This window comes from Pseudomonas phytophila (assembly GCF_025643095.1).
Taxonomy (GTDB): domain Bacteria; phylum Pseudomonadota; class Gammaproteobacteria; order Pseudomonadales; family Pseudomonadaceae; genus Aquipseudomonas; species Aquipseudomonas quasicaspiana.
In genome coordinates, this window is the sequence record NZ_CP081201.1 from 6,241,279 (window position 1) to 6,259,404 (window position 18,126).

16 protein-coding genes are annotated in these 18,126 nt (G+C 57.4%); 9 read left to right on the top strand and 7 right to left on the bottom strand.

What is annotated here, in order from left to right:
- Positions 1–182 precede the first annotated feature (182 nt).
- From K3169_RS28180 to K3169_RS28200, 4 genes are all read right to left on the bottom strand, one after another.
- A complete protein-coding gene (locus K3169_RS28180) occupies positions 183–947 on the bottom strand; it encodes an AraC family transcriptional regulator (RefSeq protein WP_263269178.1) in 765 nt (254 codons plus the stop codon).
- Between the two features lie 185 nt (positions 948–1,132).
- Positions 1,133–2,419, bottom strand: a complete 1,287-nt coding sequence (locus K3169_RS28185; RefSeq protein ID WP_231675362.1) for an OprD family porin — start codon at positions 2,417–2,419, stop codon at positions 1,133–1,135.
- A 658-nt stretch (positions 2,420–3,077) separates the two neighbouring features.
- Complete coding sequence (gene aguA, locus K3169_RS28195; RefSeq protein WP_263269179.1) at positions 3,078–4,184, bottom strand: agmatine deiminase; 1,107 nt, start codon at positions 4,182–4,184, stop codon at positions 3,078–3,080.
- Positions 4,185–4,458: 274 nt separating this feature from the next.
- On the bottom strand, positions 4,459–7,377 hold the full coding sequence (locus K3169_RS28200; protein ID WP_263269180.1) for an aminotransferase: 2,919 nt from the start codon (positions 7,375–7,377) through the stop codon (positions 4,459–4,461).
- 256 nt (positions 7,378–7,633) lie between these two features.
- Here K3169_RS28200 and rfbB point away from each other — a divergent pair, with 256 nt between their 5' ends.
- The 8 genes from rfbB (at position 7,634) to K3169_RS29935 (ending at position 15,346) form a co-directional block, all read left to right on the top strand.
- Positions 7,634–8,716 (top strand): dTDP-glucose 4,6-dehydratase, encoded by a 1,083-nt coding sequence (gene rfbB / locus K3169_RS28205; protein ID WP_263269181.1) that lies wholly within the window; start codon positions 7,634–7,636, stop codon positions 8,714–8,716.
- Positions 8,713–9,588, top strand: coding sequence for a glucose-1-phosphate thymidylyltransferase RfbA (rfbA, locus tag K3169_RS28210; RefSeq protein ID WP_122806919.1), 876 nt, complete (start codon positions 8,713–8,715; stop codon positions 9,586–9,588). Before rfbB ends, rfbA begins: the two co-directional genes overlap by 4 nt.
- Positions 9,585–10,133 carry a dTDP-4-dehydrorhamnose 3,5-epimerase gene (gene rfbC, locus K3169_RS28215; RefSeq protein WP_231675366.1) on the top strand — a complete coding sequence of 183 codons (549 nt, stop codon included), beginning with the start codon at positions 9,585–9,587 and terminating at the stop codon, positions 10,131–10,133. Before rfbA ends, rfbC begins: the two co-directional genes overlap by 4 nt.
- Positions 10,130–11,011, top strand: a complete 882-nt coding sequence (rfbD, locus tag K3169_RS28220) for a dTDP-4-dehydrorhamnose reductase (protein ID WP_263269184.1) — start codon at positions 10,130–10,132, stop codon at positions 11,009–11,011. The genes rfbC and rfbD overlap by 4 nt, the downstream gene beginning before the upstream one ends.
- A 137-nt stretch (positions 11,012–11,148) precedes the next feature.
- Positions 11,149–12,963: an ATP-binding protein gene (locus K3169_RS28225; protein WP_263269186.1), complete on the top strand. Its 1,815-nt coding sequence runs from the start codon at positions 11,149–11,151 to the stop codon at positions 12,961–12,963.
- Positions 12,960–14,327, top strand: coding sequence for a sigma-54-dependent transcriptional regulator (locus K3169_RS28230; protein ID WP_099268401.1), 1,368 nt, complete (start codon positions 12,960–12,962; stop codon positions 14,325–14,327). The genes K3169_RS28225 and K3169_RS28230 overlap by 4 nt, the downstream gene beginning before the upstream one ends.
- Positions 14,324–14,800 (top strand): thioesterase domain-containing protein, encoded by a 477-nt coding sequence (locus K3169_RS28235; RefSeq protein ID WP_411567021.1) that lies wholly within the window; start codon positions 14,324–14,326, stop codon positions 14,798–14,800. Before K3169_RS28230 ends, K3169_RS28235 begins: the two co-directional genes overlap by 4 nt.
- A 111-nt stretch (positions 14,801–14,911) precedes the next feature.
- Positions 14,912–15,346 carry a DUF2599 domain-containing protein gene (locus K3169_RS29935; RefSeq protein WP_406643774.1) on the top strand — a complete coding sequence of 145 codons (435 nt, stop codon included), beginning with the start codon at positions 14,912–14,914 and terminating at the stop codon, positions 15,344–15,346.
- Here K3169_RS29935 and cysQ read toward each other — a convergent pair.
- Positions 15,336–16,178, bottom strand: coding sequence for a 3'(2'),5'-bisphosphate nucleotidase CysQ (gene cysQ / locus K3169_RS28240; protein WP_122706507.1), 843 nt, complete (start codon positions 16,176–16,178; stop codon positions 15,336–15,338). The genes K3169_RS29935 and cysQ overlap by 11 nt on opposite strands.
- The gene (gene nudE / locus K3169_RS28245) at positions 16,175–16,741 is read right to left on the bottom strand and encodes an ADP compounds hydrolase NudE (RefSeq protein ID WP_099268398.1); all 567 of its coding nucleotides are present in this window, start codon (positions 16,739–16,741) and stop codon (positions 16,175–16,177) included. Before nudE ends, cysQ begins: the two co-directional genes overlap by 4 nt.
- Positions 16,742–16,840: 99 nt before the next feature.
- Here nudE and yrfG point away from each other — a divergent pair, with 99 nt between their 5' ends.
- On the top strand, positions 16,841–17,503 hold the full coding sequence (yrfG, locus tag K3169_RS28250) for a GMP/IMP nucleotidase (RefSeq protein ID WP_122706509.1): 663 nt from the start codon (positions 16,841–16,843) through the stop codon (positions 17,501–17,503).
- A gap of 93 nt (positions 17,504–17,596) precedes the next feature.
- Here yrfG and lysM read toward each other — a convergent pair whose 3' ends face one another.
- On the bottom strand, positions 17,597–18,046 hold the full coding sequence (gene lysM / locus K3169_RS28255; protein ID WP_231675369.1) for a peptidoglycan-binding protein LysM: 450 nt from the start codon (positions 18,044–18,046) through the stop codon (positions 17,597–17,599).
- Positions 18,047–18,126: the final 80 nt, after the last annotated feature.

The window sequence follows — 18,126 nt, forward strand, 5'->3', positions numbered from 1 at the left end:
AGGACTTCTGAATATCGGTCAGGGTGACTTGGTGTCGTTGGCACAACGCCTTCCCTACAAACGTAGATCCGTAGGACCGGCTTTAGCCGGGAGGGGGCCAGTACATCCACTGTGTATTCATCTATGGAAATAATGCCCTCCCGGCTAAAGCCGGTCCTACGAATATTCCCTTGCCAGGAACGCTATGCGGAATACTGCGAAGGCGCCACACCCAACTCGCGCTTGAACATGTCGCTGAAACTGCTGGGCGAATAGCCCAAGGATCGCGCGATGGTGCTGACCGGTACGCCCTGAATGATTTCAGCCACCGCGGTCGCCAGTTGCACCTGACGACGCCACTCAGCGAAGCCCATCCCTAATGAGCCCTGAAACAGACGCGCCAGGGTTCGTACGCTGGCTCCGGCATTTTCAGCATGTTGTTCGAACGGTATATCCAGTGACGGCTCGCTCATGACCGCCTGACAGAGACTCAGCAAGCGCCGGTCAGAGTTGTCCGGCATGGGGATTTTCAGAATCGAACGTTTTGCGCGTTGCAACTCCAGAAGCGCCAGGCTTACCAGCGCGTCGTAATAGTCCGACTCTTGATCATCGGCCTGAGCGACCAACCCCAGAATCAGCTCGCGTAACAGACGGCCAACTTCAAAGACCTGCACGGTTTTTTCCAGCGTGTCGGCAATGGCCGGGCGCAGGTAGATGTTGCGCATCTCCAGATCGGTAACGACGCGAATGCCATGTATCACGCCCGGCGGTAGCCACACTGCACGTTGTGGCGGCACGACTAACGCTTCCAGTGGCGTTTCCACCCACATCACTCCAGAGGTGGCGTACAGCACCTGACCCCATACATGCTCATGAGGCTCGATAAAACGCCCACGCGGATAGGTACGCGCCAGAGGTTGCACAGGCACGGCGGTATCTGAAAGGTCGGGAGGTGCGGCGAGGGCCATGGAAGTGACCGAGTCAGGCTGAGGTGAAACACATAGTAGCCGGACCTGAAGCCCAATAACTTGTGGGAGCGAATTCATTCGCGAAAGCTGTATCACTGCAGACGCAATTTGCGCTGAATGTACTGGCCTCTTCGCGAATGAATTCGCTCCCACCGGTCATGCGTTTACAGCGAGATTGCGCGGCATCAGAAAACGTTGATCGGGTAGTCAACGAAGATGCGGGTTTCGTTGCCGTTGAAGTTGTATTGGCTGGCGTTGTCCGAAACACGCAGGAACGAGTTGCGCAGACGCAGGGACAAGTCTTTAGCCGGGCCGCTCTGTACCACGTAGGTCAACTGGCTGAAGATTTCGCGTTCTGTGCCATTGCCACGGCCGCTGCCGTCGTCAATGTTGGTACCGCGCACATAGGCCGCTTTGTAGCTCAGACCTGGAGCAACCAGACCGGACAGGTCAATGCCGTAGGCTGCTTGCCACGAGCGCTCGTCTTTACCGTTGAAGTCAGACCAGTACGAGTTGGCCAGATAGATGGTGTTACCGCCATCACCGTAGCCTTCGTCATTTTGGTAGCCGCTGTAGTTGTAGCCGGTCTCGCCGGTGCTGCGCTGGTGAGCCAGGGTGAAAGAGTGAATGCCCACAGCCCAGGTCGCCGCGAGGCTCCAGATCTTGTTGTCACGGTCGCCCGCCAGAGTGGACGCCGAGAAATCCTTGTCCATCTTGGTTTTGTAGCCGTTGAAGTCGAACGTCAACGACTGGTCAGGTGCCAACGCAAACACGTAGTTCAGGTTCACGTACTGCTTCTTGAATACGTCCTCGTTGTCGGAGGCGTAGAACGCGGCAGTGAACTCATCGGTGAACTTGTAGCTGGCGCCGTAAACGTTGATGCTTTTCAGGCCACCACTGTCACGCCCTTCGGCAGACTTGCGGGCTTCCTGAGTGAAGCGACCCACGTTGACTTCCAGACCCTCGATCTCTTTGGAAGTGATCAATGTACCCGTGAAGCTTTCTGGCAACAGACGACCGTTGTCATAGCTCAGCACTGGGAGCGCTGGCATTTGATCGCCGTACTTGATAACGGTATTAGAGATACGCGCCTTGACTGCGGCACCCGCACGAGCGAGGTCATCAGCAGCTGCGCCGCTGTCGCCTTGCTTGAAGAAGTCGATACCGGGAGCGCCACTGCGGCCTTTGCCGCCGTCCAGACGAATGCCGTAGAGCGCGAATGCATCAACGCCCACGCCAACGGTGCCTTGGGTGAAACCGGAGGCGAATGCGCCGGTGAAAGCCTGGCCCCACTCTGCACGATCAGAGTTTGGCTCACGCTTTTTGTAATCGCGATTGATGTAAGCGTTGCGCAGTGCAAGATTCAGGTGGCTGTCTTCAACGAAGCCTTTGGAGTCTGCCTGGCTGTCAGCCATGACCTGGCCAGCACTGATCAGACCCAGTGCAACCAAACTAATCCGTTTGTTAAGCATTTCCAGTTGTCCTTTTTTCTGCTGATTTGATCGCGCACTGTGGCGACAACCCAAGGGGTGTCTGCGGCTTCCGAATGTCATATTCGTGAAGCCCGCACGAAATCATCGCAGTGGACTACTGATGCACGTACATGGCGCAATGGCCACAGGCGGAGGACGCAAATCGTATCCGCCGGTCATAAAACTGTCAATTTGCGAAACTTTCTATGCTTATAACTGTCCCGCAGGATCGCTTTTGGAGGGGCTTTCATCCTTGAGTACGCTCAAAAGCGCTTCAAGCTCGGCTTCATTGAAGAGCCCCGCGGGGTAACGCTGCAGAAGCATCTGCCTCACATCTGGGCGTTGAGGTTTGCGCATACTGGTCGTCCTTAACCAGTCAGCCATCATCTGGCGCGCTTCGCTACTAGCAGACAAATTACGAGCGCGATGCTCTAGACCTGCGTTCATAGGACAACCTCTTAAGTCGTGAGGGGCTCAATGTACTGACCCTTTGTGACAGAAAGGCTAAGTGGAGAACGTTTCAAAACCGGCCGTCGCCCCATCCAGAAGGCAAGACGTCAGAAACGTAACCCCACAAAAAAGCCCATCACCTGGATGGGCTTGATCACAGCAAGAACGAAGCCAACTATGTAACGCGAATGTAACCGCGCTTCATAATTCAGGCCCGCTGAGGCGCTGGCTGTTGCTGGGTCAGGCAGTGGATATTGCCGCCACCCAACAGTAATTCACGCCCCGGAACCATGACCACTTCGTGCTCCGGAAACAGCTGTTGCAGTATTTCCAGGGCTTTTCCGTCCATCGGATCGTCAAAGCTGGGGGCGATAATCCCGCCATTCACAATCAAGAAGTTCACATAAGAACCCGCCAGGCGCACCGATGGGTTGCGTTCCTGGCTGCCATGCACCTGATCGACACCCGCGCATTCTTCTTCGGTGGCGAACAAAGGACCCGGGATTGGCATCTTGTGAACGATGAATGCCCTGCCTTTGGCATCCCGGGTGTTTTCCAAAATACTCAACGCCGCGTGACAACGTGGGTAGTTGGGGTCTTTGGGATCATCGGTCCAGGCCAGCAATACTTCGCCCGGTCGTACGTAGCAGCAGAAGTTATCGACATGTCCGTCGGTTTCGTCGTTGAACAGACCGTCGGGAAGCCAGATCACCTTATCCACGGCCAGGTTGGCGCTGAGGATCGCTTCGATCTCTTCGCGAGAGAGATGCGGGTTACGATTGCGATTGAGCAGGCATTCTTCGGTGGTGATCAGCGTGCCTTCGCCATCGACGTGGATCGAACCGCCCTCCAGAACGAATCCTGGGGTCACATAGCGCGGGCATCTCTCGATTTCCAGCACCTTGCTCGCCAGCTGCGAATCCAGATTCCACGGAGCGTACAGACCACCGTCGAAACCGCCCCAGGCATTGAAGTCCCAGTCCACGCCGCGCACTTCGCCCTGATTGTTGATCACGAAGGTCGGGCCGGTATCACGCACCCAGGCGTCGTCGTTACTGATTTCCACGACACGGATGTTCGGCACATCCAGGCGTGCACGCGCGTTGTCGTACTGGGCAGCCGAAACCGCAACGGTTACTGGCTCGAAGCGCGCAATGGCCTTGGCAACAGCAACGTGGGCAGTCTGAACCGGCTTGCCACCCAGACGCCAGTTATCCGGACGCTCAGGCCAGACCATCCAGGTCTGAGTCTGAGGAGCCCATTCAGCGGGCATATGGAAACCGTCGGCGCGTGGCGTGCTGTTGAGAGTGGTCATGGGTGATCAGGACTCCAGTGAGGCGTCGAAAGATTGAATCGAGCATTCGATGTTTGCGCGACTTTATAGACGATAAAAATCGGTACAGGTAGCAAATAAATAATACCAAAGAGTAACAATGACAAATTTAGTCGATAAAAATCTGATTACAGCCTATCGCAATTGCTGAATTGAAATGAGATTACGGTGGGAGCGAATTCATTCGCGAGGGCGGCGGCCCTGAAAAATATCCGAGTCTGACACACCGCTTTCGCGAATGAATTCGCACACAGGTTTAGACGTGCTGCAGTTCGTACAACACCTTCGACACACTATCCACAAAAAAATCCACGCTCTGCCGGGTTGTGCACATCGGTGGTTTGATTTTCAGGATGTTCAGATAGTCGCCGGTTGGCTGCATGAAAATGCCCAGATCCCGCAGCCGGTCGCACAGGTACGTTGTTTCTTCGGTCGCCGGCTCCAGGCTCTGGCGATCACGCACCAATTCAACGCCCAGATAAAACCCCATGCCATGAACGGCACCGACCAGTGGATGGATATCGATCAAGGATTGCAGCCGGGCCTTGAAATGCCCGCCCACGGTTTCAGCGTTATCCCAGAGCTTTTCTTCCTCCATGACGTCCAGCACTGCCATGCCGATCCGGCAACTGACAGGACTACCGCCCGCCGACGAGAAGAAATACCCCTCAGCTTCCAACGCTTCGGCAATTTCGCGACGGGTAATCACGGCCCCCAGGGGATGACCGTTACCCATGCCTTTGGCCATCGTAATGATGTCCGGTACCACGCCCTGCTCTTCGAAGCCCCAGAAAAAATGCCCCAGCCGGCCATAACCAACCTGCACTTCATCAGCGATGCACACACCGCCCTGCTCCCTGACCTGCTGGTAAACCTGTTGCAAGTAACCCGGCGGTAGAGAAATCCCGCCCGCATTGCCGTATACAGGCTCACAGATAAAGCCCGCGACCTGGCGTTGTTGGGCCGCCAGTTGCTGCAGGACATGCTCGACACTGCGCACATACTGTGGCGCGCTGTCTGTACCCCGGAACTCGCCCCGATAAGTATTCGGCGCCGTCACGGGATGTACCCAGTCCGGACGGGTGCTGAGGGCCTGAGGGTTGTCGGCAATCGACGTCGAGATTGCATCGGTTGCTACCGACCAGCCGTGATAAGCCTCCAGCACGCTGAGCATGTCGCGCCCGCCGCTATAAGCCCAGGCAAGACGGATTGCCAGATCGTTGGCCTCGGTGCCACTGTTGACCAGAAACACACGATTCATGCCTTCCGGCGCCAGCTTGAGCAGACGTTCGGAGAACTCGGCAACCGCCGCGTAATGAAACCGCGAGTTGGTGTTGAGCAGCGACCACTGCCGCCCTGCCTCAATGGCCATGCGCGGATGACCGTGCCCCAGCACGGCAACGTTGTTGAGCATGTCAAGATAAGAGCGACCCTGCATGTCGATCAGGTGGTTGCGCCAGCCCCGCTCGATCTGCGGCGGAGCCTGGTAATAATGCTTTTGCGAGCGGGCGAAACTGGCATCGCGACGCGCCAGCAGTTCAGCAGAATCCGGCAGTGAGGGTGCGTCACAACCAAACCCCAACAGCGCAGCGGGTGAAGGACACAACACCTGCCATGCATCTGCCCAGGAAGGTGTGGAGAACAATGGCGGACTCAGGTCCATAGCGGAACACAGCTGCAGCAACAGTGAGCCGCTACCGTGGCCGATCACCTCACCGGCCAGAACGCTGGCCCCCGGCGTCAATTCCAGCGCTGCACCCCAGATTTTCAGGCTTATTTGATCGCCCACCAACAACAAAGCCGCGTCGGCGGTCAGCCTGAGCGTACCGTCGAACGGCGCATGAAGCGCCGCGGCTGTCGTCAGGTGCAGCTCGACATGCAACGCGAACGTTTTTGGCTCTTTGGCGCTGTCGATCACCGTGCGCGACAACCGATACTCTCCAAACAGGCTTGCCGACTGCCCTGTGGCCTGCGCCGCTTGTTTGAGTAACAGTTCGTCGATGCCGTTCTGCGTCCAGTTACCTGCGGCAAAGTGTTCGCTGAGTACACCCAGATCCACCAACCGAAACTCTCGCCCGCTCAGACTCGGCAACAATGGCTGATAATCCACGGCAGGCGTCAATGGGCCCCGAACATTGACGGCCGCAAGAATCGCCACCTCCATCAAGGCCAGCGGCACTGACGTCGCCACATCAAAAATTGCCCATTCGCTGTCGATGTTCGCCTGGATGTAGGCATTATCCGGCTCGACTTCGGCCTGCTGCGCGCTGCTGAGCACCAATACTGCCGAGCGGGCGACAATCAACGGCCATAACGCCTGAAGCTCTTCATGTTGCAGCGGATTGATCGCGTGATAGGCGCGAATGGCCGGCAGTATGTACAGCGGATCGCCGTTGGAGTGATGCAGCAACGCAGCACACGTTACGGATAAATCTGCCACCCGCCAGGTACTGACCAGATCGCCGAAATCGATCAGGCCCTGCAATTGCCAATGCACGTGAGCATTTCGCGTCCAGACCACGTTGTATTCGGTGATATCCAGGTGCACCGGTTGCACTGGCAGTTTTGAGATAAGCGGGATAAGCCGTCGCTGCGCTTGTTCGGTTGCTTGCTCAAGACAAGTACGTTCCTCTTCGTTACCAATGACTGGCAGCAGATGCCTGATCACGGCCTGAGCGTAGCGCGGATCCCACTGCAGCACACGCTCCAGCCCAGGATGTTCAAGGCTGGCAAGGGAGCGATCGACGTGTGCGCACAGCTCGCCCAGGCCTGTCACGACATCAAGTGGTAGATGCTTCAGATGGCTTAACGCTTGGCCGTCGATGAAATCCAGCAGCCGGACGTGAACGGCCTGGCCATCAATCTCCAGCGACAGCAGTTGCTCGCCCGAATCAGTCAGCCTTACCCCTGGAACCCTGACCTGAGCGTTATCCGCCAGGTGCCACAACGCTGCGTGTTGTGCGTCCAGCTCCTGCGCAGAATAATCCCCATGACATATCTTCAGCACAAACCGCCGCTCGCCGGTATCCAGCAAAAAGTTACGATCCTGTTGGCTGCCCAGTTCTTTCAGCGTGCCGCTTAGTCCGTAATGGTGTTCCAGCAACAGCAGTGCCTGCTCGGGGCTGACGTCCGGGCAAGGCAGACTGGAACGACGAATCAACGTGGCGAGCGGCATTCAGGAACCTCGGTCTTGTTATACACAGCGAATGAATTTCACAAGTTCAACTATAGGTGTGCCTGAGTCTGACCAGCAAATCATGGCTGCTCGGCGACTGTAAGTGGCGGTTTACCGGCGCGCTTCACAAACATGATCAATTCTTTTCATGACCGAAGTACATGTTCCTGGTTAATCCTGCTTGCACGTCTCGAGTTACAACAACAAGCTATGCTCCATCAGCAGCGTCAAGACCTGGAAGGCACAAGGCGAATTTATGCGAATACTCGTTACTGGCGGCGCAGGCTTTATCGGCTCGGCGCTCATCCGCCATCTCATACAGAACACCACTCACGAAGTGCTGAATTTTGACAAGCTGACTTACGCGGGCAATCTGGAATCGCTGACCAACATCGCCACCGACACCCGCTATGAGTTTGTCCAGGCGGACATCTGCGATCAGGCCAAAGTCAGCGAGGTACTGGCTCGTTTCGAGCCACATGCGGTCATGCACTTGGCAGCGGAGTCCCACGTGGACCGCTCCATCGATGGCCCGTCTGAATTTATCCAGACCAACATCGTCGGCACTTACAGCCTGCTCGAAGCCGTGCGCGGTTACTGGCTGAAGTTGCCTGAAGCCGAGCGTGGAGCATTCCGTTTTCACCACATTTCCACCGATGAGGTGTATGGCGACCTTCATGGTGTCGATGATCTGTTCACTGAAACCACGCCGTACGCACCCAGCTCCCCCTACTCAGCCAGCAAAGCTGCATCCGATCATCTGGTTCGGGCCTGGCAGCGGACCTACGGACTGCCGGTGGTCGTGACCAACTGCTCCAACAATTACGGACCGTTTCACTTCCCGGAGAAACTGATCCCGCTGGTTATTCTCAACGCCCTGGCGGGTAAGCCATTGCCGGTCTATGGCAACGGTCTGCAGGTTCGCGACTGGCTGTTTGTCGAAGACCACGCCCGCGCTTTGTACAAAGTAGTCACCGAAGGTGCTGTGGGCGAGACCTACAACATCGGTGGCCATAACGAGCAGAAGAATATCGACGTGGTCAAAGGCATCTGCGCGCTGCTGGAAGAGCTGGCACCTTCACGCCCTGCGGGCATCGCCCACTACGCGGACCTGATCACCTACGTGGCTGATCGTCCGGGTCACGACCAGCGCTATGCCATTGATGCCAGCAAGATCGAACGCGACCTGGGCTGGGTTCCTGAAGAAACGTTCGAATCAGGCTTGCGCAAAACCGTGCAGTGGTACCTGAACAATCTGGAGTGGTGCCGCCGGGTACAGGACGGCAGCTATCAAGGCCAACGACTGGGCTTCACCGCCCCCAAGGATCTCATCGCATGACCAAAGGAATCGTACTGGCCGGTGGCTCCGGCACACGCTTGCACCCCATCACTCTGGGGGTTTCCAAGCAACTGCTGCCTATCTACGACAAACCGATGATTTACTACCCGATCTCAGTGTTGATGCTGGCGGGCATTCAGGAAATCCTGATCATCTCAACGCCTCAGGACTTACCTCAATACCGCGGCCTGCTGGGCGACGGCAGCCAGTTCGGTGTGCGCTTCCAATATGCCGAGCAACCCAAGCCTGATGGGCTGGCGCAGGCGTTTATTATTGGGGAGGAGTTTATTGCCGATGATTCAGTCTGCCTGATTCTAGGCGATAACATTTTCCATGGTCAGCACTTCAGCGACCAATTGAAAGCGGCCACTTCCAAGACATCCGGCGCGACTGTATTCGGCTATTGGGTCAAGGATCCAGAGCGTTTTGGGGTCATTGATTTCGATGAGAGCGGTCGTGCGCTGTCCATTGAAGAGAAACCCAAAGTGCCCAAGTCCAGCTATGCGGTGACAGGTTTGTATTTTTACGACAACGAGGTCATCCGTATTGCCAAAGACGTCAAACCTTCACCCCGTGGTGAGCTGGAAATCACTGACGTCAACAACGCTTACCTACAGCGCGGAGATCTGCGTGTAGAGCGTTTCGGCCGCGGCTTCGCATGGCTGGATACCGGTACACATGACAGCTTGCTGGACGCGTCGCAGTACGTTCAAACCATCGAGCATCGCCAAGGCCTGAAAGTCGCTTGCCTTGAAGAAATCGCCTATCAGAACGAATGGATTGATCGCGAGCAGTTACTGGAGCGCGCTCAATACTTTGGTAAAACCGGGTACGGCCAGTACCTGTTCAAACTGGCGGGGGAAAGCCGTTGAATGTAATTGCCAGTGAGATCCCCGAAGTACTCATTCTTGAGCCACGCGTATTTGGTGACGAACGAGGCTTCTTCTACGAAAGCTTCAATGCCAAAGCATTCGCTGACGCCACTGGGCTGCGTGACCTGAGCTTCGTGCAGGACAATCACTCCCGCTCGGCCAAAGGCGTACTGCGCGGCCTGCATTACCAGATCGAAAATGCCCAGGGCAAACTGGTACGCGTGACGGTGGGTGAAGTCCTGGACATTGCGGTAGACATTCGCAAAAGCTCACCTACATTCGGTCGCTGGGTCGGCGTCAGACTGTCTGCCGAAAACGCCCGGCAACTCTGGATCCCGGCGGGCTTTGCACATGGTTTTGTAGTGCTCAGCGACTACGCCGAATTTCTCTACAAGACGACTGACTACTACACACCGGCCGCAGAGCGCTGCATCCGCTGGGATGACCCGGATCTGGCTATCGACTGGCAGCTGGACGGTACGCCGCAACTGTCGGCCAAAGATCAAAACGGCAGAGCATTAAAAGAGGCTGACCTGTTTCCATGAGCAAGCCACTGAGAATCGTCATTATCGGCCAGAACGGCCAGGTGTCCCAAGCGTTGCAGAAGACCTTGGCGGGCCTGGGTGAACTGATCGTCCTCGGCCGCGACAAACTGGACCTGAGCGATCAGATGGCTGACTTCGATCAGATCCAGGATTTAAAGCCAGACATGATCATCAACGCTGCAGCCTATACCGCGGTGGATCAGGCCGAAACAGACCAGAAAACAGCGCTTGCAGTTAATGCGATCGCAGCCGGCATGCTTGCCGATCAGGCGAAAGAACTGGGCATCCCGCTGATTCACTACTCAACGGACTACGTGTTCGACGGCAGCAAAGCCACGCCCTGGACCGAGCAGGATAAGCCCGCACCTTTAGGCGTTTATGGCGCCAGCAAGTGGGCAGGTGAACAAGCTATCGAATACGTCGGCGGGCAGCATTTGATACTGCGCACCAGTTGGGTTTACTCCAACACGGGGCGTAATTTCCTGCTGACGATGCAACGCCTGCTACAGGAGCGCGATTCGCTCAACGTCGTGGCCGATCAAGTAGGTGCGCCCACGTGGGCCGGAACCATTGCGCAGAGTACGCGCCAGCTGATCGAACATTGGCGCGATGGAAAACCGGGCGCCTGGGGCACTTATCACCTGACCGCGAGCGGCGAAACTTCATGGTTTGGTTTTACTCAGGCCATTGCCGAGCAGTTAAGCGTGCAAGGCAAAAAGTGCGCAACACTGGAAGCGATTCCGTCCAGCGCCTATCCGACACCCGCAGCCCGCCCACTCAACTCGCGGCTCGACTGCAGCCTTCTCCAACGTGAATGGGGCGTGAAACAACCAGACTGGCACAGCGCGTTACTGGAGTGCCTGGCTGAGCAGGGTTAGTATTTGCATTGCCGGGACCGGCCCCATCGCGAGCAAGCTCACTCCTACAGAGGGAACACCGTACCTGTAGGAGTGAGCTTGCTCGCGATAGCGTCACTAAGGTGTCCCCAAAAGCCGACCCTTAGCGCAGTCCAACAATGACCAACAACACCACACTCCCGCCCCGCCCGCGCTGGCGAAGCCTTGCGCTGCTGGCCCTGTGTCTGGCGCCACTGCTATGGCCGCTGGAGCATCTGGCCGAGCGTTATTACCGTAACGAACTGGTCAGCCAGAACCGGCAGACGCTGGACCTCTACGTCGCCAACCTGTTGGGTACGCTGCACCGTTACGAAACCCTGCCGCAGATTCTCAGTCAGTTGCCGGACCTGCCCGCCGCACTGAAAGCTCCGCAAGGTAGCGCCCCGCAGGAGGCTGCCAACCATTTGCTGCAAACCATCGTGCGCCAGACTGGCGCTGAAGTCATGTACCTGATGAACGCAGACGGTACGACAATTGCCGCGTCCAACTGGGACAAGCGCGACAGCTTTGTCGGCCGCAACTTCGCGTTCCGCCCGTATTTCAGCGAGGCTATGGCAGGTAACCTGGGGCGCTTCTTCGGTCTGGGCACCACCTCGGCAAAACGTGGCTACTTCTTCGCCTCTGCGGTGCGTGAAAGCGGCAAAGTGATCGGTGTACTGGTGGTCAAGATTGATCTGGACCATACCGAAAACCTGTGGGGTAAAACCCCTGAGCAACTGCTGCTCACCGACCACAATGGGGTCGTCGTTCTGACCTCAAGGCCTGAATGGCGCTTCCGCTCGACCCGTGCTCTGAGCGAAGAAGAAAAACAAGCCATCGTGGCGATCCAGCCCTACCCGACCCGCGATCCACGTCCGCTGCTGCTCGATGACAACGCCTGGCTGACTCAAAGCCAGGAGATCGAAGAGACCGGCTGGAACGTAAATATTTTGGCCCCTCGTGCGTTGATCGATCGCCCGGTACGCACCGTCGTTGCCGTCGGCGGCGCAGCGTTGTTGGTGGTCATGCTGCTGCTTGGCATCCTGATCCAGCGGCGTCGGCATTATCTGGATCGTATTGCTTTCGAAGCCAAGGCCCGGCGCGAGCTGGAAGTCCGGGTGGTAGAGCGCACCAGCGACCTGGAAGGCCTGAACAGCCGTCTCAGACAGGAAGTTCTTGAGCGCGAGCAGGCCCAACAGGAGCTGGTCCGCGCCCAGGATGAATTAGTACAGGCCGGGAAACTGTCTGCATTGGGCACCATGTCCGCCAGCATCAGCCACGAACTCAACCAGCCTTTGGCAGCGATCCGCAGTTACGCGGAGAACGCAGAGGTTCTGCTGGATCATTCACGTACTGATGACGCGCGAGGCAATCTCAAGCAGATCGGTGAACTGACGGGCCGCATGGCGTCGATCATCGCGCACTTGCGCGCCTTCGCCCGTCGCGACCGCCACGCGCCGGAAAGCGTCGCCTTGCAACCTGCGCTGGACGATACGCTATCGCTGCTGGCGAAGCGGCGGCGCGCCATGGAAGTCGAACTGATTCGCGACCTGCCCGACGCCACGCTGTGGGTACAGGCCGGCGAAACGAGGCTGCGTCAGGTACTCGGCAACCTGCTGGCCAATGCGTTGGACGCGCTGACTGAAAAAGGGCCGCCGCGCAAAATATGGATCAGTGCCGAGCAGACGCCGGATGGCGTCAATCTGTTCATTCGGGACAACGGCCCAGGTTTTACCCAGGAAGCACTGGCTCGTGCCCGAGAGCCATTCTTTACCACCAAGACCCGGACTCAGGGGCTTGGGCTTGGCTTGGCGATCTGCGATACCCTGATGCGCGCGCTGGGCGGTGAACTGCTGTTCGATAATCACCCGACCGGAGGCGCACTGCTGACGCTGCGTCTGAGAGACGGCGCATCCGGAGTCAACCTTCAACCGCCAGAGGATTTATCTGCATGACCGCCATCGACAGCAAGATTCAGGTAGTGCTGATCGACGACGACCCGCACCTGCGCCAGGCCTTGAGCCAGACACTGGATCTCGCCGGACTGAAAGTCCTGACGCTGCCGGAAGCCAATGGCCTCGCGGCTCGCATCGAACGTGACTGGCCCGGCGTAGTGGTCAGCGACATTCGCATGCCGGGCATGGATGGCCTTGAGCTGTTGAGCGACCTGCATGGCAGAGACCCGGAATTGCCAGTCCTGCTGATTACCGGCCACGGCGATGTACCATTGGCCGTGCAGGCGATGCGCGCCGGTGCTTACGATTTTCTGGAAAAACCGTTTGCCAGCGATGCGCTGCTCGACAGCGTGCGCCGGGCATTGGCGCTGCGACGTCTGGTGCTGGATAACCGAAGCCTGCGCCTGGCGTTGAGCGACCGGCAGCAATTAAGCGCACGGCTGGTCGGTCAGTCGGCGCCCATGCTGCGCCTGCGTCAGCAGATCGGTGCCTTGGCCGCAACCAAAGCCGACGTGCTGATCCTTGGGGAAACCGGCGCGGGCAAGGAAGTCGTGGCGCGGGCGCTGCATGATCTGTCCAATCGCCGCACCGGTCCATTTGTCGCGATCAACGCGGGGGCGCTTGCAGAGTCGGTGGTCGAAAGCGAGCTGTTCGGGCACGAGCCTGGTGCATTTACTGGCGCGCAGAAACGCCGCATCGGCAAGTTCGAATTCGCCAATGGCGGCACGCTGTTCCTGGATGAAATCGAAAGCATGAGCATGGACGTGCAGGTCAAACTGCTGCGCCTGTTGCAAGAGCGAATGGTCGAGCGGCTGGGCGGCAATCAGCAAATCCCGCTGGATATTCGGGTGATAGCGGCCACCAAAGAGGATTTGCGTCAGGCGGCGGATCAAGGTCGCTTCCGTGCTGACTTGTATTACCGGCTCAACGTCGCGCCGCTGCGCATACCGCCGTTACGTGAGCGCGGCGAAGATGCGCTGATGCTGTTCCAGCACTATGCCGATGCAGCAAGCATGCGCCACGGACTCCCCAAACATGAACTGCAACCTGCGCAACGCGCACTGCTGCTGCGCCACACCTGGCCGGGCAACGTTCGTGAGTTGCAAAACGCCGCCGAGCGTTTTGCTCTGGGCCTGGAGCTTGCTCTGGAAGGTAACGAAGTGCCGGTGGTGCCGACGATCACGGGGGGCCTCAGCGAGCAGGTCGAAAGCTTCGAACGTGCCTTGATCGCAGCAGAGTTGACCCGGCCGCACAGCTCCGTGCGCAGCCTCGCGGAAGCCCTCGGCCTGCCGCGTAAAACCCTGCACGACAAACTGCGCAAACACGGACTGAGCTTCGGCGGCGGCGCGGATGAGCAGGAATGAAGCCCGAGGGTAACGAGATGTCACAAGAGGCCGCTGCACTGGAGCAGGTGTTGCATCACGACATCCCGCTCACCCTGGCGATGGGCGTAAAAGTCTTGAGTTGGCAGGATCACCAACTGCGGCTTCATTTACCGCTCGCCCCCAACATCAATCACAAAAGCACTTTATTCGGCGGAAGCCTGTACTGCGGCGCCGTGCTGGCCGGTTGGGGCTGGTTGCACCTGCGCCTTAAAGAGGCTGGTATCGACGGCGGACACATCGTGATCCAGGACGGCCAGATCAGCTATCCCTTGCCGGTTCGTGGTGATGCGGTAGCCATTTGCGATGCGCCTTCGGAACGGGATTGGGAGCGTTTTCTGACTACCTACCAACGCCGTCATCGAGCGAGGCTCACCCTCAAGACAAGAGTCTGTAATCAGAACAGTGAAGAACAGGCAGTATCGTTTACAGGACAATACGTGGTGCACACTTAAGGCATATGCCTTACAACATTTCACGCTTACAGCAATCGCTAACCCGTCTAGGGCTCTGCGACTTCGTAACTAATCTTCGGTAGACAGGGATTCAATCGAAGGGACACGGAAATGGGCGTCAGACGATTTTTATCAGGATGCGTGGCCGCTCTGTACCTGGCGTCTGCCGGTCAGGTCCGGGCTGTCGAAACTGCTGAATCAGAAGTCAAAGCGCCTATCACCGTCCCTGCCTGTACCAGTTATTTCCAGAGAGGCATCTGGCGCTTCGATATCAATATTCAGCGCTATTCACTCAGCCTCATACCCGAGCAATGCACGAGAGACCTGAAAGGTCGCGAAACCTCAACCGGCTTGATCGTGGACGCCGTCATTCGGGACTACTCCGGTAGCCCCAACTGGGGAAACACTCACGGGATGCGGCACCAGTTGATATGTCACCTGGACATACTCAATACCAAAACTGAATGGAACATTGAGCCTGGCAGGCAAGATGTCGGATACGAAGAAACCGTGCGTAACGGCTGCAACCCACCTCTTACGAAGTAGCAAGCGCTAACAAGTCGGAACGCCAGGCGGCTCCCGCAGGCAGCGCCAAAAAGAATGGGTTGAGCAACGATTCACGCGGTGGATAGCTGAAAGGCTCGCCGGACAGTTCAAGCACTTCCCCGCCAGCACCTTCCAGCACACCTTGCGCGGCAGCGGTGTCCCACTGCGACGTCGGTGCCAGCCGTGGATAGCAATCGGCAGCGCCTTCAGCCAACAGGCAGAACTTCAACGAGCTGCCGATGTTGGTCAAATGCAGATGTCCGACCGCGGCAGACAAACCGGCCAGCAGACGCTCTTGCTCAGGGCTGGTATGACGGCGACTGGCAACTACGGTGAAGTCATGTCCGGCGCCCGGTTCCTGACGAACAGTGATCGGCGTCACGTGGTCATCGTCATCGCTGCGCCACGCGCCTAATCCGGCCCCTCCAAAGTAGCAGCGATTATTGGTTGGCATCGAAACCACACCAAACACGACACGACCATTCTCTATGAGGGCGACGTTTACGGTGAACTCTTCGCTGCCGGAGATAAACTCCTTGGTGCCGTCCAGCGGATCGACCAGCCACCAACGCTCCCACTTCGCGCGTTCGCTCAGCGGGATATCGGCATCTTCTTCGGACAGCACATGAATATCCGGTGCCAGCGCCAGCAAGCCTTCAGCGAGTAGCTGATGGGCAGCGATATCGGCCGCAGTGACAGGTGAGTCATCGGCCTTGGAGGTCACGGTCACATTGGCGCGCCAGTGCGGCAGGATTACCTCGCCAGCAAGGCGGACAAGCTTGATAACCGGTTCCAGAAGCGGGTGCGGCAGGCCGTTGAAAACATCGGTCATGGCAAAAACAATCCACGCTGAGTTAACAGGTCACGCGCCAGATAGAGCGCAGCGAGCGCCCGGCCTTCGCTGAACTGTGGGTTTTCTATCAAACTCGACAGCTCGCGCAAATTCACTTTATCCACACGCATCGGCTCAGGCTCATCACCTTCCAGACGCTCCTCATAGAGATCGGAAGCCAGCACCACCTGAATTTTCTGGCTCATGTAGCCGGGGGACAGGGAAAGCTCGGTCAGGTGCTCCAGTTGACGCGCGCCGTAGCCTGCTTCTTCTTTGAGTTCACGGTTGGCTGCAGCCAGCACGTCTTCGCCTGGCTCGATAAGCCCCTTGGGCAAGGACAGCTCGTATTCATCGGTGCCACCGCAATATTCTTCGATCAAAACCACATGATCAGCATCCAGCATTGCCACAATCATCACTGCGCCGTAACCATTACCGCGCCCGACCAATCGCTCATAGGTGCGCTCAACGCCGTTGGCGAAGCGCAATTGTAGCTCCTCAACACGGAACAAACGGCTACTGGCGACGATTTCGCGGGCAAGTACGGTGGGTTTCTGGCGCATGTCGGGCTCCTTTGCGTGGACGGGTTACTATACCGTGGCTTTTCCGATTGTCTGTCTCGGATATGCTGACTTCACCCATCAATACCTTGCGAGACCCGAATGCCTTTAATGCCCTGGCGCGACATCGATACCGTTCTGCTCGATATGGACGGCACCCTGCTCGATCTTTATTACGACGAGCACTTCTGGTTGCAACATTTGCCGCAGCGCTATGCCGAACTGCACGGAGTCAGTCTGGCGATGGCGTTGCTGGAGATGAAGCCGCTGTTCGAAAAGAATGCGGGCACGCTCAACTGGTATTGCCTGGACTACTGGAGCGCCGAGCTAAAGTTGTCAGTACGCGACCTCAAGGTGGAAACCGCCGACCTGATTGCCTTGCGCCCAGATGCCGAAACATTCCTCGCTGCGATCAAGCAGGCAGGCAAGCGCGTGATCATGATCACCAATGCGCACCGGGATTCGTTGTCCTTGAAAATGGAGCGGATTGAGCTGGCACCGTACTTTGAACGCCTGATCAGTTCCCACGACTACGGTTTCCCCAAGGAAAGTCCGCACTTCTGGGACGCGCTTCAAGCTGACATTGCCTTCGATCCGGCGCGCAGCCTGTTTATCGACGACACCCTGCCGATCCTGCGTAGCGCCCGTGATTTCGGTATCGGCCATCTTTTGGCGGTCAGCGAACCTAACAGCCAGAAAGGGCCGAAAGACACCGAAGAGTTTGCGGCGGTGAAGGATTATCGGGAGTTGATTGAGGGGCTTTAGTCACTGTTCGCGGGCAAGCCTCGCTCCAACAGAATCGGTAAATCCCGTTGGAGCGAGGCTTGCCCGCGAAGGAGGTTAAACACAAAACCTCAACTATTCAGGTATTCGCAACACCTGCCCCGGATAAATCTTGTCCACATCCTTGAGCATGGGTTTGTTGGCCTCGAAGATTTTCTGGTATTTGTTCGGGTCTTTGTAAACCCGCAGGGAAATGGCACTTAATGTATCGCCCTTCTCCACAGTCACGAACTTCGCGGCAGTCACAAGCGCCGCACCGGCTGCAATAGTCATCTGGTCGTCTACCGTTTCCACACCTTCGATATTGCCCAGCGTCAGCAGGATTTTTTCCTTCTCTTCCTGACTGGCAACCTCACCGGTGACCGTCACCTTGCCGCCATCCACGGTGGCCTGGACATTAGGGTTGCCTAACCCGACTGCTGAAATGTGTTTCTTCAGCGCCTCACCCGAGGCATTCGCATCACCAGGCGTAATTGCGTCGAGGATCTTTTCCCCGGCCTCTTTTAGAAAACTGAACAAGCTCATGTGCCGTTCTCCTTGATTGTTATTGTCGTGCCCAACAGACAAGGTTAGTCGTAACAGATACTCAGGAACGGCCGTCCGAC

Coding starts and splice junctions, on each gene's coding strand:
- K3169_RS29935 (WP_406643774.1), top strand. CDS start 14,912: ATGGGCGTCAGACGATTTTTATCAGGATGCGTGGCCGCTCTGTACCTG.
- yrfG (WP_122706509.1), top strand. CDS start 16,841: ATGCCTTTAATGCCCTGGCGCGACATCGATACCGTTCTGCTCGATATG.
- K3169_RS28225 (WP_263269186.1), top strand. CDS start 11,149: ATGACCAACAACACCACACTCCCGCCCCGCCCGCGCTGGCGAAGCCTT.
- rfbA (WP_122806919.1), top strand. CDS start 8,713: ATGACCAAAGGAATCGTACTGGCCGGTGGCTCCGGCACACGCTTGCAC.
- cysQ (WP_122706507.1), bottom strand. CDS start 16,178: ATGACCGATGTTTTCAACGGCCTGCCGCACCCGCTTCTGGAACCGGTT.
- K3169_RS28230 (WP_099268401.1), top strand. CDS start 12,960: ATGACCGCCATCGACAGCAAGATTCAGGTAGTGCTGATCGACGACGAC.
- rfbD (WP_263269184.1), top strand. CDS start 10,130: ATGAGCAAGCCACTGAGAATCGTCATTATCGGCCAGAACGGCCAGGTG.
- lysM (WP_231675369.1), bottom strand. CDS start 18,046: ATGAGCTTGTTCAGTTTTCTAAAAGAGGCCGGGGAAAAGATCCTCGAC.
- K3169_RS28200 (WP_263269180.1), bottom strand. CDS start 7,377: ATGCCGCTCGCCACGTTGATTCGTCGTTCCAGTCTGCCTTGCCCGGAC.
- nudE (WP_099268398.1), bottom strand. CDS start 16,741: ATGCGCCAGAAACCCACCGTACTTGCCCGCGAAATCGTCGCCAGTAGC.
- K3169_RS28185 (WP_231675362.1), bottom strand. CDS start 2,419: ATGCTTAACAAACGGATTAGTTTGGTTGCACTGGGTCTGATCAGTGCT.
- aguA (WP_263269179.1), bottom strand. CDS start 4,184: ATGACCACTCTCAACAGCACGCCACGCGCCGACGGTTTCCATATGCCC.
- rfbB (WP_263269181.1), top strand. CDS start 7,634: ATGCGAATACTCGTTACTGGCGGCGCAGGCTTTATCGGCTCGGCGCTC.
- K3169_RS28180 (WP_263269178.1), bottom strand. CDS start 947: ATGGCCCTCGCCGCACCTCCCGACCTTTCAGATACCGCCGTGCCTGTG.
- K3169_RS28235 (WP_411567021.1), top strand. CDS start 14,324: ATGAAGCCCGAGGGTAACGAGATGTCACAAGAGGCCGCTGCACTGGAG.